Below are 15,195 nucleotides of genomic sequence, written 5' to 3'. Positions count from 1 at the left end.
ATCAAAAACAAGAAATCCAGCCGCAAGTGAGAACAAATTTTATCCAAAATGCGCTCTTAGTTTATCAAAAAGGGCTTTTTCTACCCTGGTCAAAAATACTGAAACTGTGAAGATTAGAAGTATCTCTCTCTACTGAGACATCGCAATCCAATTTGATCTCAAAAAATCCTGAAACTATTAAGATCAGAAGCATCTGCTTACTAAATACCCACTAACCTTTCCCAGCCATGCCTCTGTCGCGCATAGTAACGCTAATTGTTGGTCTGATCGTCATTTTGGGGCTAGCCCTATGGCTAATTGATTCCCTATCGCGCCTCTATTGGCAATTGTCCTATTCGCCGTTGCTTGGCAATTTGCTGCTGTTGCTGCTGATTGTCCTCATAGGAGCCTTGGTTGCGGCTTTTGTTTATTATGTATTGGTAATTCAATCTGGGGAAAAGCGATCGCGCCGCAACCCCAAGCGAGTCACTGCGGCCCAAATTCCTGCGGCTAAATCTGACGCTGCTTCTACAACTCTCCAAGCTGTGCGCCAACAGGTAGCGCAAATTCAAGATGAAGTTACACGCCAAGCTTTATTGAGTCGATCGCGCGAGATTGAAGCGAACTTAGCACGGGGTGAAATTCAAGTAGTGGTATTTGGTACGGGGAGTGCTGGCAAAACTTCCCTAGTAAATGCGATTATGGGACGCATGGTAGGTCAAGTGGATGCACCGATGGGTACAACCCAGGTTGGAGAAACTTATTGTCTGCGATTGAAGGGATTAGAACGCAAGATTTTAATTACTGATACGCCAGGGATTTTAGAAGCAGGTGTGGCGGGAACGGAACGGGAACAAATGGCGCGAGAACTGGCAACAGAAGCAGATTTACTGTTATTTGTGGTAGATAATGACTTACGCCGTTCAGAATATGAGCCGTTGCGGGGATTAGCAGAAATTGGCAAGCGATCGCTCCTAGTTCTCAACAAAACTGATTTATATACAGATGAAGATAGAGATGCCATCCTCGCAAGATTGCGTCAACGGGTACGGGGATTTATTGCTACTAATGATGTGGTAGCGATCGCGGCTAATCCTCAATCTGCACAATTAGAAACTGGCGAAACCTACCAGCCAGAACCCGATATTGTCCCTTTGCTGCGGCGCACGGCTGCTGTTTTACGCGCCGAAGGTGAAGATTTGGTGGCGGATAATATTCTTTTACAATCTCTGCGATTGGGAGACGAAGCGCGAAAACTCATCGATGGTCAGCGTCGCCGCCAAGCTGACAAAATCGTAGAACGGTTCCAATGGATTGGTGCTGGTGTAGTCTCAGTCACGCCTATACCAGTAGTAGATTTATTGGCGACAGCAGCTGTTAATGCTCAAATGGTTGTGGAAATTGGCAGAGTCTACGGCTGTGAGTTGAATATGGAACGGGGACGAGAGTTAGCCCTTTCTTTAGCGAAAACTATTGCCAGTTTAGGTATTGTCAAGGGAGCGATTCAATTATTATCTACAGCGTTGCAACTCAATGTTGCTACCTTTCTGGTTGGTAGAGCCATTCAAGGCGTGACAGCAGCTTATTTAACGCGAATTGCTGGTAAAAGTTTTATTGAATATTTTCGTCATGACCAAGACTGGGGTGATGGTGGAATGACGGAAGTTGTGCAGAAACAGTTTCAAATTAATCGCAGAGATGAATTTATTAAAGCTTTTATTCAAGAAGCGATCGCGCGGGTAGTGAAGCCGTTACAAGATAAATCTGAAGTAGCTGAACACGACGAAGAAATCAATAGCTAGACAACTGAAAACAAAAGAAACACTTGTAGAGACGGCGATTTATCGCGTCTCAAAAACCCACAATTTTGTACAGTTGACCCTTAAATAAACCGTATTGAGCGATCGCTAGACGAATATGCTGTTGGTTTAGACAATCAATTTTAGCTACTCTTGTTTGAGATTAACTCTGATAATTACTAAACGTATATTAACTCTTTACTAATACCAATTCTTTATATCCCTCTTCCTTGGCGTACTTGGCGTACTTGGCGGTTCGTTTTCAAGATTAAGTGCATCTTCAATGGAGAATTGCTATAAAAATACAAAATTTAATAAAACATCATATTTTTCTACGCAAAAATACTTAAAAAATTAAACATACATTTAATGTATCAAAACTCCATTCATTTATTTCTAAAGCATTCCGGAAACAGGAGGGAATGTCAGAAAAACTAAATAATAAGGACTTACTGAGTAACCAGGTCATGACTAACCACATAATCGGTAAATTACTACAAGGGCGTTACCAAATTGTCCAAAGCCTGGGTGCAGGGGTATTTGGACAAACATACATAGCTGTAGACGTAGATTATCCAGAGAATCCCAAATGCGTTGTTAAGCAGATTAAAGTCAACAGTTCCGAACCTGGCTACCTGGAAATGCTGAGGTTAATGTTTTTAACTGAAACTGAAACTCTCAAACTTCTAGGAAGCCATCAACAAATTCCTGAATTTATCGCTTGCTTTGAAGAAAACAACCAGTTTTATTTAGTACAAGAGCTAATTGAAGGACATGCGCTGACTGCGGAATTACCCATTGCTCAACAGTGGGGATGTCTGTGGAGTGAAAGGGAAGTTGTAGAATTCCTGATAGATGTCTTAAGTATTTTAGAATTTGTCCACTCTCAAGGCGTGATTCATTGTGACATCAAACCGGAAAACCTGATTAGACGTAATAGCGATGCCCTACGCAAGTTAGTTTTGATTGACTTTGGCTCAATCCAGTCTATCGATTTTGGCATCGGTGCAGAATTGCCGATTTATAGAATTCCCGTCACTTCATTGGGATATATACCGCCAGAGCAATTTATTGGTCAAACACAGCCCAACAGTGATATTTATGCTTTGGGGATGATTGCTATCCAGGCTTTAACGGGACTAGAACCACTACAATTAAAAGTTGATCATTATACTAATGAAATTTTTTGGCGTTCTCAAAATACGCCAGTTAACGATTATCTAGCTGCTGTTCTCAGCCAAATGATCCGCTACGATTCTCAAAATCGCTTCCAGTCTGCGGCTGAGGTGCTGCGAGTACTCAAACAAATGACATGGGAGCAGCCACTAGAAACATTAGAAGCAGATAATCAATTTTTTTTAGAAGCGGCGATTGAAGATAATAATCCTACACCTGGCAACTTATCCCCATTATTCACAGGAATGAAAGTCGGACTGGCGGCTAATTCTTTATTGATGGGATTTGGTGTATATTCTTTAATTAATACTGCCCCTGCATACTCAGAAACAGAAACTTTATCTAAAGCTACACAAGAATATCAAGCTGGGGATTTACAAGAAGCGATCGCACTTGTTAAATCAATTCCTTCCCACAGTAATGTTTATCCAGAAGCGCAGGCCACAATTGAAGAATGGCAAGGGCAATGGCAAGTTGCTGCACAACAATACCAAATCGCTCAAATAGCTTTTCATGAGAGCCGATGGTCAGATGTTCTTGATGCTGTTTCGCAAATTCCTAATATTTCATATTGGCAATCTAAAACAGATAAACTAGTTCAGAAAGCATACATCAATATTGAAGCACAGACCCAAGATTTATTAGCAAAAGCTTACGAAAGTGCCGAGATCAGAGATTTTTCTACTGCATTACAATATCTGCGGCAAATTCCTAAAGAAAGTCGTGCAGGTGCTTTAGTTCAAGATAAGTTGGCTGAGTACAACCGAAAGCGTCAAATCAGAGCAGCATACTTTTTACAAAACGCTTATAAAAAAGCATCTATTGGTGATTTTGAGCGGGCTGTAAAATTTCTCCGAAATATTCCCAACGATACTCTAGTTTATGCTCAAGCTCAAGTCAAACTGAATGAGTATACTCAAAAACAACGTGTGCAGGCTGACAATCAAAAGGTAGCTTCTACAAAAAGAACAAATTCATTTATTCCTAAAAACTCAGGGAATAGGATTGAATATCTCCAGGGAGTAAATTACCTACAAGAAGTTAATATTCGGTAGTTATATAGGAATCCGATTTGATTTATTGTGAATTGCGTTCGCGTAGCGTGCCGGAGGCTCTATTGCGAATTGCGAATTGGTTTCATCGGATGGGTAGTTCAATAATAAACTCTATGCCTTCCCCTGGCTGGGAATGGTATGTTAGCTTACCATGATGATTATTAACCACAATTTGGTAAGCAATAGATAGACCAAGCCCTGTTCCTTTCCCGATGGGTTTGGTTGTGTAAAAGGCATCGAATATTTTTGTTTGATCTGCTTTATTTATACCTGAGCCATTGTCAGCAACTCTTAAAATAACTTGCTCTCCAATTGCCTCAGTTTTAATTTTAATCACACCAGGATGTTGATAAATTGCATCAATTTCTCTATTCTTATTTGTTTCTTCAATGGCATCAATTGCATTACAAATTAAATTCATAAAAACCTGATTGATTTCACCAGGGAAACACTCAACCAGTGGTAAATCTCCATATTCCTTGACTAATTGAATAGCTGGGTAGTGAGTATTTCCTTTAAAGCGATGTCCAAGAATGAGTAGTGTACTTTCTAAGCCTTCATGCAAATTTGCTAGTTTTTTTCCAGCTTCTCTGTGTCGTGAGAAGTTATTCAAATATGACACAATTTCTGTAACGCGATCTGTACCAACTTGCATAGATTTAATAATTTTAGATAAATCATCTAACAAAAATTCGAGATCGCTTTTTTGAATCGCGGCTTTAATTTCGTCTGGTGGATAAGGCAGGTGCTTTTGATAGAGATGCAATAAACTAACTACCTCTTGTACATACTTTTCAACAAAATTTAAATTGCCAGCTATAAAATTGATGGGATTATTAACTTCATGAGCAATTCCGGCTGTGATTTTACCTAAAGCCGCTACCTTTTCTGCTTGAATCAGTTGAGTTTGAGTCTGTTCTAATTCGGTGTTTTTAGCGATTAAGGTTTTCGTCAAATTTCTCAGCTTTAGATGATTTTCAATCCGCACTAAGACTTCTTCCTGCTGAAAAGGTTTGGTAATGTAGTCTACGGCTCCTAATTGCAAACCTTTAACTTTATCAGCCGTTTCAGAGAGGGCTGTCATAAAAATAACCGGAATATCTTGAACACGAGGATTGCTTTTTAGCTGTTTACAGGTTTCAAAACCATCTATACCCGGCATCATCACATCTAGTAAGATTAAATCAGGTAAATCACCATTTTCTAATCGCTGAAGTGCTTTTTCACCACTGCGGGCTGCCCAAACTTCAAAGTTAGACTGATCCAAAAAGCTGGATAAAACTTGTAAATTGGCAGGGTTATCGTCAACGACTAAAACAATTCCCCTCGAAGGAGCATAATTGATAGAATTCTTTTGGTTTTCAATAATAGTTTTCATACTGTTTCCACCGCATATTTAGTCAAAAAAGTTAGAATCAAATCTTCATCAAATTGCCTTGCTAGTTGCCGTAGTTCATTAGCAAAGGGTGCAAAAATTGTGTCTGTTTCTTCCAGTTGATCGGCCCACTTGAGAATGGCATTGAAGTTACCTTTAGTAGCTAAGGTGACTAGTTCCTGCAATACCTGGGCGGAAGGAGGGGTTAATTGAGCAGTTGCTGTGGTTGCTTCTTTAGCTTTTTCTCCTTCAGGCTGAGATTGCTTGTAAATCCATACCAAATTTAAGTAATGTTCTATTATATGCAATAATTCATCTACGTGTATAGGTTTGGTTAAAAAGGCGTTACCCCCAGCTTGTAGACTGCGATGTTGGTCGGCTTCAAAGACACTAGCGGAAGAGACGATAATCAATACATCCTGAATTTCTGGAGTGTGACGTAGTTGTTTAATTAATTCAAACCCATCCATTTCTGGCATCAGCAAATCTGTGATGATTAAGTCTGGCTTAAGGGCGATCGCTATTTCTAAACCTTCTTTACCGTTGCTGGCTTCAACTACATTAAAACCCAGTGGTTGCAGTAAGTCTGTAATCACTGTGCGATTCTCCCAGCGATCGTCAACCATCAAGATGGTGTAGGGGCTACCCTCAAAACCAATGATTTGTTTCTCTGATGAAGCGTAGGCGTAGCCCGTCGTAGACATCGCAGGTTGAAAATAGTCAGTTGCTTCGGGTATCTCTAACTCAAACCAAAAGCTACTCCCCTGACCGATCTGACTCTTAACATGGATATCGCTACCCATCATCTGTACTAACTGCCGAGTAATAGCTAAACCCAGCCCAGTGCCTTCAGCTTGGCGCTTTTTGTCACCTACTTGTTCAAAGGGCAAGAAAATTTTGCTCAATTCTGCGGGAGTTATACCAATGCCAGTGTCTTCTACAGTACAGCGAAGGCGATGTTTCCCTGTTTGCCCATCACTAGCAGGTTGCTCGATGACTTCAATATTAAATGTAACCTGACCTTGATCTGTAAATTTGATCGCATTTCCTAGTAAATTCAATAACACTTGACGTAATCTTTTGACATCAACATTAACCCCTGTAGGCAAGTTGCTCGCGGGTTTATAGACAAATAAAATGCCCTTTTGTTTTGCCCGAATCTGGCATATTTCGACAATTCCTTGGATAAAGGAGGGGAAATGCACATCATCTGAATGCAGTTCTAGCTTTTTCGCTTCAATTTTGGAGAGATCTAAAATGTCATTAATTAAAGTCAGCAGATGAGAACCGCATTGTTCAATAATATTGACGTGATATTGCTCTTGTTTGGGTAAAGCTGAGGAACGCAGCAAAATTTGGGCACAACCGAGAATGCCATTTAAGGGCGTTCGCAGTTCATGGCTCATATTAGCTAAAAATTCACTTTTAGCATGGTTGGCTGTATCAGCAGCAGCTTTAGATTTTTTCAGTTCACGTTGTTCAAATGCTTGCACTTGCCACAAGACAGTAATCATGGTGGCTGTCAATCCACCAACAATTAAGGCAATTAAATCGAGGAATTGCAATCGAGATTCGATATTTTGGCGGGGAATCACCAAAGCTACAGACCAATTAGCAGCTTGCAACGGCAGATAAGCTACATATTGTTTAGTGCCGTCAATTTCCATTAACTCAATTCCCTGTTGTTTGTTTACCATCCTCTGAGCGATCGCATTTAAATTGCGATCGCTAATTTTCAGCAGGCTGGGTGCAGGTTTTTCTACGGTTGACATTAACGCCGAGTTAGGATAAATGATCGCTTCTCCTTGGGAATTGAGAGCAAAAGCATAGCTGTTCGTGCCGTATTGCAGGGAATTAACAACCTCTGCAATGTGATCTACTCTCACATTGCCGTGGAAGACTCCAATCGGTGAACTGCTGCTAGCAGAATTTGAAGAGATTGGGGTGGCGATCGCTATTAAAGGAATTCCTGTAGAACGGCTGATGAAAGGGTCAGAAATGTTGCTCTTACCTGCAATTGCTTTTTGAAAGTAGTTTCGATCCTGAATATTTTTGTCGGATCGACCAACTTTTGTATTAGAAAATGAACCATCTGGGTTAACTATTTGGAAAAAGAAAAATTCATTGATCCGCTTGACTTCTGACTTTAAATAGGGTTCTGCCACAGACCAGTTTAAAGAGCGGACAGTTGAAGTATTCGCCAGGGTTTCTACCTCAACTTGGCGAACGTGTAACCACTCTTCAATTTCACTATTTCCTCTCTGCACCTCTAAAAAAGCGCTATGTCTCAAATCTTTGAGCATCAGATTTCTCGCGGCTTGATAGCTCAAATAGGCAGAAATACTGACTATAAGGGTAGTGCCGCCAAGAATAAATCGAATTAGTAAATTTCGTGAAAGATGATTTTTTTTGTCGAATGCCAATAGGCTGGAGTTTTGTTGTATCAAGGGTTAGCTCCTCAATTCCATAGTTCGGTAATAAGAAATTCTAGGTTATGTTTAGATTTCCCCAGAAATTACCGATGCTCACAGCTTTTGGTAAAATAAGCAAAAAATTTATAGTAATGCCATGAATTATAAGTTTTTATCTCAAAAAATTCTTGAGAATCAACTAAAGTTCCAATTAATTGTTGTTAACAATTCGTAATTACGAATTACGTTATAGCGTTTCCTAGTCTGCTGAGGTACAAATCTCTGCATACCTCTGCGCTTTACTTTGTCTTGAAAAGTTGTTCATGGGGGAAACCCCCAAGACCACACTTTTCGCTGCGTTCCTTTGCGTTTCAAAATATTATCTGTACCCACTTAACTGGGAATCGCTATACCTGTTTGAATTTTTAATTCCGCCTTGCAGTACTAGGGAGTTGTCGGCGGTGTAATAATAGGACTAGGAACTGGGATAACTGGCACAATTATCGGTTTAGGTTTCTCGGATTGCAATTGAATCTGGGCTTGATTGCGACCGTCTATTGCTTGTTGGTAATTAGGCTTGTATTTTATCGCTTGATCGTAAGACGCGATCGCATCTTGAAATTTTTTCAACTTTAGTAGAGCATTGCCTCTGCTATACCAGCTTTCGGAATGGTCTGGTTTATAACGAACTGCCTTATTATAAGATGCGATCGCATCTTCATATTTTTGCAAAATGTATTGGGAATTCCCCATGTTATACCAAAGTTGATAGTCTCTTGGCTTAATTGTTGCGGCTTTATTATAAGCTTTTATTGCTTCTTCATAGCGCTGATTTTGATGCAGCGACCAGCCCAAGTTATACCATGCTTGATAGTTACTAGGATTATACTTAATTACTTGATTGAAAGATTCAACTGCTTCTGGATAACGTCGTAAATTGAGTAGGGTATTACCTCTCGAAAACCAAGCTTGATAATAATTTGACTTGTATTGTACAGCTTTGTCATAAGCGTTGAATGCATCTTGATAACGTTGTGAATTGATTAGTGCATTTCCCAAATTATACCAAGCTTGCTCGTAGTCAGGTTTTAAATCTACAACTTTTTGGTAGGCTGCGATCGCTTCTTCATATCGTTTAGAATACTGTAAGGCTAATCCTTTTTTGTACCAAGCTTCGTAATTATCCGATTTCAACTCAATTGCTTTTTCATAAGCTTTAATTGCTTCGTCATATTGCTTTAAGTTACTAAAAGCTTCACCCTTAGCATTCCAAACTTCCGAGCTTTCATTCTTTAATTTTAGGGCTTTATCAAAAGATGCGATCGCTTCTTGATATCGCTGTAGACTTGACAATACAAAACCCCTTCCACTCCAAGCCTCAAAATCATCTGGCTTAAGTTGAATTGCTCTATCGTAGGCAGCTAAAGCTTCTTTAGATTTTTTTAATTTATACAGTGTTTTGCCTTGACCATTCCAGCCTCTGGCATAATCTGGTCTAATATTAACGGACTTTTGATATACTTCTAACGCATCTTGATAACGTTGCAAATCATAAAGTGTATTTCCTTGCTTGGATAATTCTATAGCGTTATTCGAATTAATGTGATTCAAAACAAATATTGATGCTACTCCACTTACTCCCACTAAAAATATTGTTAGTAAAACTTTACCTAAAATACCTTTTTTCGGTTGAGCTTTCGTTATATTTTTGGGTGGAGAAATAGGAGTTAAGGCTATTGTCTCAGTAGGTGGTAGTGTTAACTCTTTCAGGGCTTGTAATGCGATCGTTGCCGAAGGATAGCGCTCTCGAAAGTCATAGCACACCATTTTATCTAAAAATTCCGCAAACTCTGGCGTTACCGTGGCGCGATCGCGCCAGATAATTTCATTAGTCTCAGCATCTTTGACTATTTCTTCTGGTAATAATCCAGTGACAGCTTGAATAGCAATTATTCCCGTAGCATAAATATCACTGCTTAATTTTGGCGTACCATGAGCTTGTTCCCCGGGGATATACCCAGGCGTACCTATAGCAACAGTACCTTTAATTGAGCCTTCGGGAAGAATCACTTGGGTAGTAATTTGTTTAACCGCACCAAAATCAATTAAGATTAATTTGCCATCTGGGTGTCGTCTGAGGATATTTCGCGGATTGACATCACGGTGAATTACATTCTGCTGATGGACAAATTCTAGAATTGTCAAAAGTTCTTCTAAAAGCGAAATTACTTGTTCTTGGCTGAGAGTTTTACCTGGTATTAATTCTTGACTTAGGTCATGACCTTCGATTAATTCCTGTACGAGGTAAAATTCGGCGTTATCCTCAAAATAAGCTAAAAGTTGAGGAATGCGATCGTGAGTTCCCAATTTATACAGAACTTGTGCTTCTGTATCAAATAAACGCCTAGCTGTCTCCAAAGTTACCGGATCGCTTGCCTGGGGTTTGAGTTTCTTGACCACACATTGAGGTGAACCGGGTAATTGAGTATCATAAGCCACAAAGGTTTCACCAAAACCCCCTCCTCCCAAGTTACTAATAATTTGGTATCTTCCAACAAGTGTGTTTCCCAGCATCTCGTTTGCCTACTTAAGTGCGATGCGATCTGATTTCAATCTTGCCACACGTTAAGGAAAATTGAGGGAGTGGAGAGCAGATAGCAATATTTACTGTTCCTTTCTTAATTACGAATTACGAACTACGAATTACGAATTAGTATGATTCCTATTAGTGATAATATTCGTTGTTGGAATAAGCCAATAATTAATTATTGGCTTATTGGCATTAACGTTGCCGTATTTTTATGGGAACTTCAACTAGAATTTAGTGATACTTTAGGCTCTTTTATAAATAGCTGGGGTGTGATTCCAGCCCAGATCAGTGGGGCAATTACAAATGCACTATTCTTCAACAATGCTGCTTGGATAATTGTAATTTGGCGGTCATGTTCACTACTTTTTAGTATATTTCTGCACGGCAGTTTTAGTCAAATATTGGGAAATCTGCTATTTTTGTGGGTTTTTGGTAAGACTGTAGAAAATATTCTAGGACATAGACGCTATCTCGGATTTTATCTGGCGGCTGGTATTATAACTGGGGTTGTACAAATTCTGGCTGAACCGAGTTTGACAGTACCATTAATTGGGGCAAATGGCGCGATCGCAGCTATTTTAGGAGCATACGTTATGAAGTTTCCTAAAGCTAAAATTGACACCATTTTGCCACTAATTATTGTATACATTCCTATCGAACTTCCAGCTTTTTTCTACATATTTTGGTGGTTTGTGCAACAGTTATTTTATGGAATAGGTAGTTTAAATATTCCCCCTGTTGGCGTAAATCAATCGGCTGTTGTCTTCTGGGGGCAGGTTGCAGGATTATCGATTGGTGCAGCCTTTATGCGATGGAAAAAATGATTTATTAGTCTTGTCTTTAGTTAGATATTACTTTACCCTTATCGTAAAATTGGACTGCCATGATGATGAACTAAATACCACTTTCCACCAAGAAAGTGAAATATATTTGTAGCTGTTGATTGTGCTTCAAGCCTTCTCCCAGCGACTACCTGGAATACATTTTCTTTCAGCACAACATAAGCAATATTATCAATTAATTCTGTCGTAATTATATCCGTATTTATTTCTATATAAGCAGTGTTTTTAAATATCTGTTCCCAAGAGGTGCGAATCTCCTTCCAACCTCGCAGTATATTACTTCCGGGATGAATACAAAAACTACCAGTTCCTTGTGACCATATTGTACTCATTATCTCAATATCTTTTCGTTCAAAAGCTCGATAAAATGCTGCATTCGCTGCTAAGACTTCATCTTTTGTCATAGTTAATCAAATATGAAAATTCAAGAGTTATGAGTTAAGTAAGCCGTCTCAGTAATAAGAGATAGGACTCATAGTTTATTTTTGAAATACAGCATCTAGCTTTTGCCACGCCACTACTGACAAAATCAGGTTTGTTTATATACTGTTGAGCTTTTTTGCTAACTTACTTATAAGTCAATCAATTATAACTCTCAAATTACGCCCAATATTTAATGTCATGGAATTCTGACATTTTCGCTGTTATCTGGACATCAAGCCAACCAGTAATGTCAGGAAATCATGACATTACGATCCCAAAAAGGCTTATAAATTCGTGAAACAGCCAAAAAGCCTACTTCTTACCCCTTGATCCCTAGATATGCTTAGTGGTTAATATTGACTTAACAAAACGAACTTCTCCGATCCCAAAGAAATGCTAATTTTGGTATAACCAGGAATTGGTTAGAAGTTACCTCAATTTAAAAACAGATTAAAAAACTTAAAACTGGGCAAAACCAGGAGTCAGGAATAAGAAATTCATCTGGATGTGGATGAGATTTTATATAGCATTCTTTAACCAGGGGAAATCATTTACCGCTTACACTACTGGAGGCCAAATTAATGGCAAAAGAACGCCCGCCACTAGAGGAGATGACCTTACGCCAACTACGAAAAGTTGCTAGCGAATATAGCATCTCTCGCTATAGCCGAATGCGTAAATCACAATTGCTGGCATCAATTTTAGAAGTACAGCGCAGCAAAACTTTGCTCAGTCCATCTCGTTCATTGGAGGCTCAAGAAACCGTGGAAGCTGCTAAGTTTGAATTAGGTCAGGAAGATCGTACAGGTGGATCTCTAGCTGATGTTGATGAAGGACTCGCAGATTTGCCTTCTGGCTATGGTGAAAGCCGGATTGTCCTATTACCGCGTGATCCTCAGTGGGCTTACACTTACTGGGATATCCCCAATGAACATAAACAGGAACTGCGCCGCCAAGGGGGACAACAACTAGCACTACGGATTTATGATGTCAGCGACATCAATATCGAATACCAAAGCCCCCACAGCATTCAAGAATATCCTGCTGATGAACTAGCTAGAGAATGGTATTTACCAGTTCCAGTTAGCGATCGCGATTATGTGATAGATATCGGCTATCGTGCTGCTGATGGTCGCTGGTTAGTACTCGCTCGTTCTGCTAGAGTACATATTCCTCCCGTCTATCCTTCTGACTGGATTGAAGATGTCTTCATCACTGTCAACTTTGAAGAAGATTTACGTGGTAAGACTCAGTACGAACTAGTTCCACCTGCCAAGAAAGTTGCAGCTACCGCTAATGGTAATGCTGTTGTCAATGGCAACGGCAATCCTATCTACGACCAAATCTTTGGTTTAGCGGAATCTGCCGAAGCACAACGGGTTGCTGGTTCTATCTTCGGTTCCCAGCATCAAGTATCAGGTGCAGTGCAATCCCTTAGTTCCTACATTTTCCCATCTGGTGTGGGTATGTGGGCAGTTCCTACCGTCTCTGGTTTAACCGCTTCCGGTGCAGGAATGTCAGGTGTTGGCTTCTCTGCTTCCGCCGTCCCAGTGCGTCCGCGCCAGTTCTGGTTAATTGCCGATGCTGAGTTAATAGTTTACGGTGCAACCGAACCCGATGCTACCGTAACTATTGGCGGCCGTCCAATTCAGCTAAATCCAGATGGCACATTCCGCTTCCAGATGTCCTTCCAAGATGGTTTAATTGACTATCCGATTTTGGCTGTAGCTGCTGATGGTGAACAAACCCGGTCAATTCAGATGAAATTTAACCGTGAGACACCATCTCGTAATACCAACACTAAAGAAGAAGCTGTTGTTGAATGGTTCTCTTAAGTTTTGGTTATCAGATTCATTATTCCAGACTTAAATTTTAAATTATTCCCCGCTATAGTAATTCTGTAGCGGTTTTTTTTGCATTACTATGTCTACAAAAAAATTATTTTTGTTATTTATCTTGATAATTGGTGCAAGCTTATTATCAGGTTGTCAAGAGATTGAAGCAAATTCAGCCCCTAAAGCATCTAAAACTTGTCCTGGCAAAGATGCTAAATTCAGTATTGATTTTTTTAAAACCAATAATCAAGGTAAAAAAAGTCCCAAAGGGATTAACAATGTAATTATTTTTAATCCCAAATCAGCAGAATTAGATTTCAAAGTCAATGTCGGTCTATCTCATAAACTCTACGCCAAAGATGCAAGAGGGAAACTCCGTAAAGAATATGTACCAAAGCAGTTCCGTGAACTTATCGGTGATGAAAATGCGAAACTAAACGGACAGTTACCCATTGCCGCAATTAATGCCGACTACATAGATACTGATGATAAACCACAAGGCTTAAATATCTCTCGTGGTGTAGAGTATTCAGGAGCATTTAAAAATAAGCGTTCTTCCTTTGGGATATCAGGAGGTGCGCCCAATCAGCGACAGGCTACTATTCAAGCTGGCAGAAGAAAAAGTGATATTCTCAATTATAATTTGGTGGGCGGTAATGGCAGATTCTACCGTCAGGGTAAGTTTAAAGATATTTGTCAAGATTTGGGAGAATTTGCTTGTAAAAATGCAACCAATCGCTCTCTGGCAGCTATCACCGATCGAGGCTATGTAATATTATTAGTTAATGACTTGAAAGCTAATTCAGAAATTGAATTATCCCAACTTAATCAAGAGTTATTGCCAGATATGTTTGATAATGTCCTACAAGGCATTGCTAGCAATAACTGTTTAGGTAAAATTCAAGAAGGGATTTTATTTGATGGAGGCATGTCTCCGGGATTGTATTATAACCAGAAAACTTATGTAGAAAATTTTGGGCCGATTGGTTCAGTTTTTTTGATTTACAAAAAATAAAATGTTTGCAAATCATTAATGGTAATTTAATTTACACTATCTGTAGTAAATTTACTTTTATATAGATAACTAAATTTTAGAATACTGACTCTTTAATTTTTTGCAAATTTTCAAGCTTGTTTGGATTTACCCAACGATTTACAAATTCATGGTTATGTTTGTATACCTTAATTTGTACTTGCTTAGAACTTAACTGAACTACTTCGGCAGGAATTCTTTGGACATCGCTAGAATCCGCACGAGCCTTGTAAAGCCAAATAACTTTTTGCCCTACTTGAAAGTAATCAGGATTGCTAGTTAAAGAAGGTGCTTTTTCTGCCCACGAGCGGAAAGCAACTGCTAAGTTGATTAAAAGGACTAAGACGACTAGAGTGATTTGGAAAAGTTTCATAATCATTGCACTTGTCTTCGGTCTGCTGAGGCAATCAATCTGCTGATCTAGCATTTAGCTATTCTCCTTCTTTATTTTATCAAAGTTGAAAGGTAAGTTTATATCATGTCCGGTTAAATAATTGTCATTGCGTACCGCCCTTGGCGTTCCCGCAGGGTACGAAGAGAAGCAATCCCAAAAGCCTTGCGATTGCTATCTCTACGAGACGCTACGCGAACATTCCACTTCGTTGCATTCGCAATGACATATTACAAGTAATTTGCCGGACATGATATTACTCATAAAACTTATGCAAAACTATAGG

The 15,195-nt window shown here is 39.5% G+C and carries 10 protein-coding genes; 5 read left to right on the top strand and 5 right to left on the bottom strand.

The features are described 5' to 3' along the window. Positions 1-227: 227 nt before the first annotated feature. Together VB732_RS01165 and VB732_RS01160 are read left to right on the top strand one after the other, a co-directional pair. Positions 228-1,781 (top strand): GTP-binding protein, encoded by a 1,554-nt coding sequence (locus tag VB732_RS01165; RefSeq protein WP_323228985.1) that lies wholly within the window; start codon positions 228-230, stop codon positions 1,779-1,781. A 464-nt stretch (positions 1,782-2,245) separates the two neighbouring features. After that, positions 2,246-4,009 (top strand): serine/threonine-protein kinase, encoded by a 1,764-nt coding sequence (locus VB732_RS01160; RefSeq protein WP_323228984.1) that lies wholly within the window; start codon positions 2,246-2,248, stop codon positions 4,007-4,009. 82 nt (positions 4,010-4,091) lie between these two features. Here VB732_RS01160 and VB732_RS01155 read toward each other — a convergent pair whose 3' ends face one another. From VB732_RS01155 to VB732_RS01145, 3 genes are all read right to left on the bottom strand, one after another. Beyond that, on the bottom strand, positions 4,092-5,387 hold the full coding sequence (locus VB732_RS01155) for a sensor histidine kinase (RefSeq protein ID WP_323228983.1): 1,296 nt from the start codon (positions 5,385-5,387) through the stop codon (positions 4,092-4,094). Next, positions 5,384-7,831, bottom strand: coding sequence for a hybrid sensor histidine kinase/response regulator (locus VB732_RS01150; RefSeq protein WP_323228982.1), 2,448 nt, complete (start codon positions 7,829-7,831; stop codon positions 5,384-5,386). Before VB732_RS01150 ends, VB732_RS01155 begins: the two co-directional genes overlap by 4 nt. Before the next feature lie 408 nt (positions 7,832-8,239). Further along, positions 8,240-10,369 (bottom strand): tetratricopeptide repeat protein, encoded by a 2,130-nt coding sequence (locus VB732_RS01145; protein ID WP_323228981.1) that lies wholly within the window; start codon positions 10,367-10,369, stop codon positions 8,240-8,242. A gap of 141 nt (positions 10,370-10,510) precedes the next feature. On the opposite strand from VB732_RS01145, the gene VB732_RS01140 reads away from it, so the two are divergent. Continuing rightward, the gene (locus VB732_RS01140) at positions 10,511-11,209 is read left to right on the top strand and encodes a rhomboid family intramembrane serine protease (protein ID WP_323228980.1); all 699 of its coding nucleotides are present in this window, start codon (positions 10,511-10,513) and stop codon (positions 11,207-11,209) included. A 38-nt stretch (positions 11,210-11,247) separates the two neighbouring features. On the opposite strand, the gene VB732_RS01135 is transcribed toward VB732_RS01140, so the two are convergent. After that, on the bottom strand, positions 11,248-11,631 hold the full coding sequence (locus VB732_RS01135) for a nuclear transport factor 2 family protein (RefSeq protein WP_322642306.1): 384 nt from the start codon (positions 11,629-11,631) through the stop codon (positions 11,248-11,250). A 600-nt stretch (positions 11,632-12,231) separates the two neighbouring features. Between VB732_RS01135 and VB732_RS01130 the strand changes: the two genes are divergently transcribed. Next, complete coding sequence (locus tag VB732_RS01130) at positions 12,232-13,485, top strand: DUF4912 domain-containing protein (RefSeq protein ID WP_323228979.1); 1,254 nt, start codon at positions 12,232-12,234, stop codon at positions 13,483-13,485. 88 nt (positions 13,486-13,573) lie between these two features. Beyond that, positions 13,574-14,500 (top strand): phosphodiester glycosidase family protein, encoded by a 927-nt coding sequence (locus tag VB732_RS01125; protein ID WP_323228978.1) that lies wholly within the window; start codon positions 13,574-13,576, stop codon positions 14,498-14,500. 76 nt (positions 14,501-14,576) lie between these two features. Here the strand turns inward: VB732_RS01125 and VB732_RS01120 are convergent, their stop codons facing one another. After that, positions 14,577-14,945, bottom strand: a complete 369-nt coding sequence (locus VB732_RS01120) for a hypothetical protein (protein ID WP_323228977.1) — start codon at positions 14,943-14,945, stop codon at positions 14,577-14,579. Positions 14,946-15,195 lie beyond the last annotated feature (250 nt).

Source organism: Nostoc sp. UHCC 0252 (genome assembly GCF_034931145.1).
Classification (GTDB): domain Bacteria; phylum Cyanobacteriota; class Cyanobacteriia; order Cyanobacteriales; family Nostocaceae; genus Nostoc.
Note: the sequence above shows the minus strand (reverse complement) of the source record. Positions and strands in the feature narration are given on the sequence as shown.

What these genes read in the sequence shown, in the direction of transcription:
- VB732_RS01145 (WP_323228981.1), bottom strand. Translation starts at nt 10,369, where the DNA reads ATGCTGGGAAACACACTTGTTGGAAGATACCAAATTATTAGTAACTTG.
- VB732_RS01165 (WP_323228985.1), top strand. Translation starts at nt 228, where the DNA reads ATGCCTCTGTCGCGCATAGTAACGCTAATTGTTGGTCTGATCGTCATT.
- VB732_RS01130 (WP_323228979.1), top strand. Translation starts at nt 12,232, where the DNA reads ATGGCAAAAGAACGCCCGCCACTAGAGGAGATGACCTTACGCCAACTA.
- VB732_RS01135 (WP_322642306.1), bottom strand. Translation starts at nt 11,631, where the DNA reads ATGACAAAAGATGAAGTCTTAGCAGCGAATGCAGCATTTTATCGAGCT.
- VB732_RS01140 (WP_323228980.1), top strand. Translation starts at nt 10,511, where the DNA reads ATGATTCCTATTAGTGATAATATTCGTTGTTGGAATAAGCCAATAATT.
- VB732_RS01120 (WP_323228977.1), bottom strand. Translation starts at nt 14,945, where the DNA reads ATGCTAGATCAGCAGATTGATTGCCTCAGCAGACCGAAGACAAGTGCA.
- VB732_RS01155 (WP_323228983.1), bottom strand. Translation starts at nt 5,387, where the DNA reads ATGAAAACTATTATTGAAAACCAAAAGAATTCTATCAATTATGCTCCT.
- VB732_RS01160 (WP_323228984.1), top strand. Translation starts at nt 2,246, where the DNA reads ATGACTAACCACATAATCGGTAAATTACTACAAGGGCGTTACCAAATT.
- VB732_RS01125 (WP_323228978.1), top strand. Translation starts at nt 13,574, where the DNA reads ATGTCTACAAAAAAATTATTTTTGTTATTTATCTTGATAATTGGTGCA.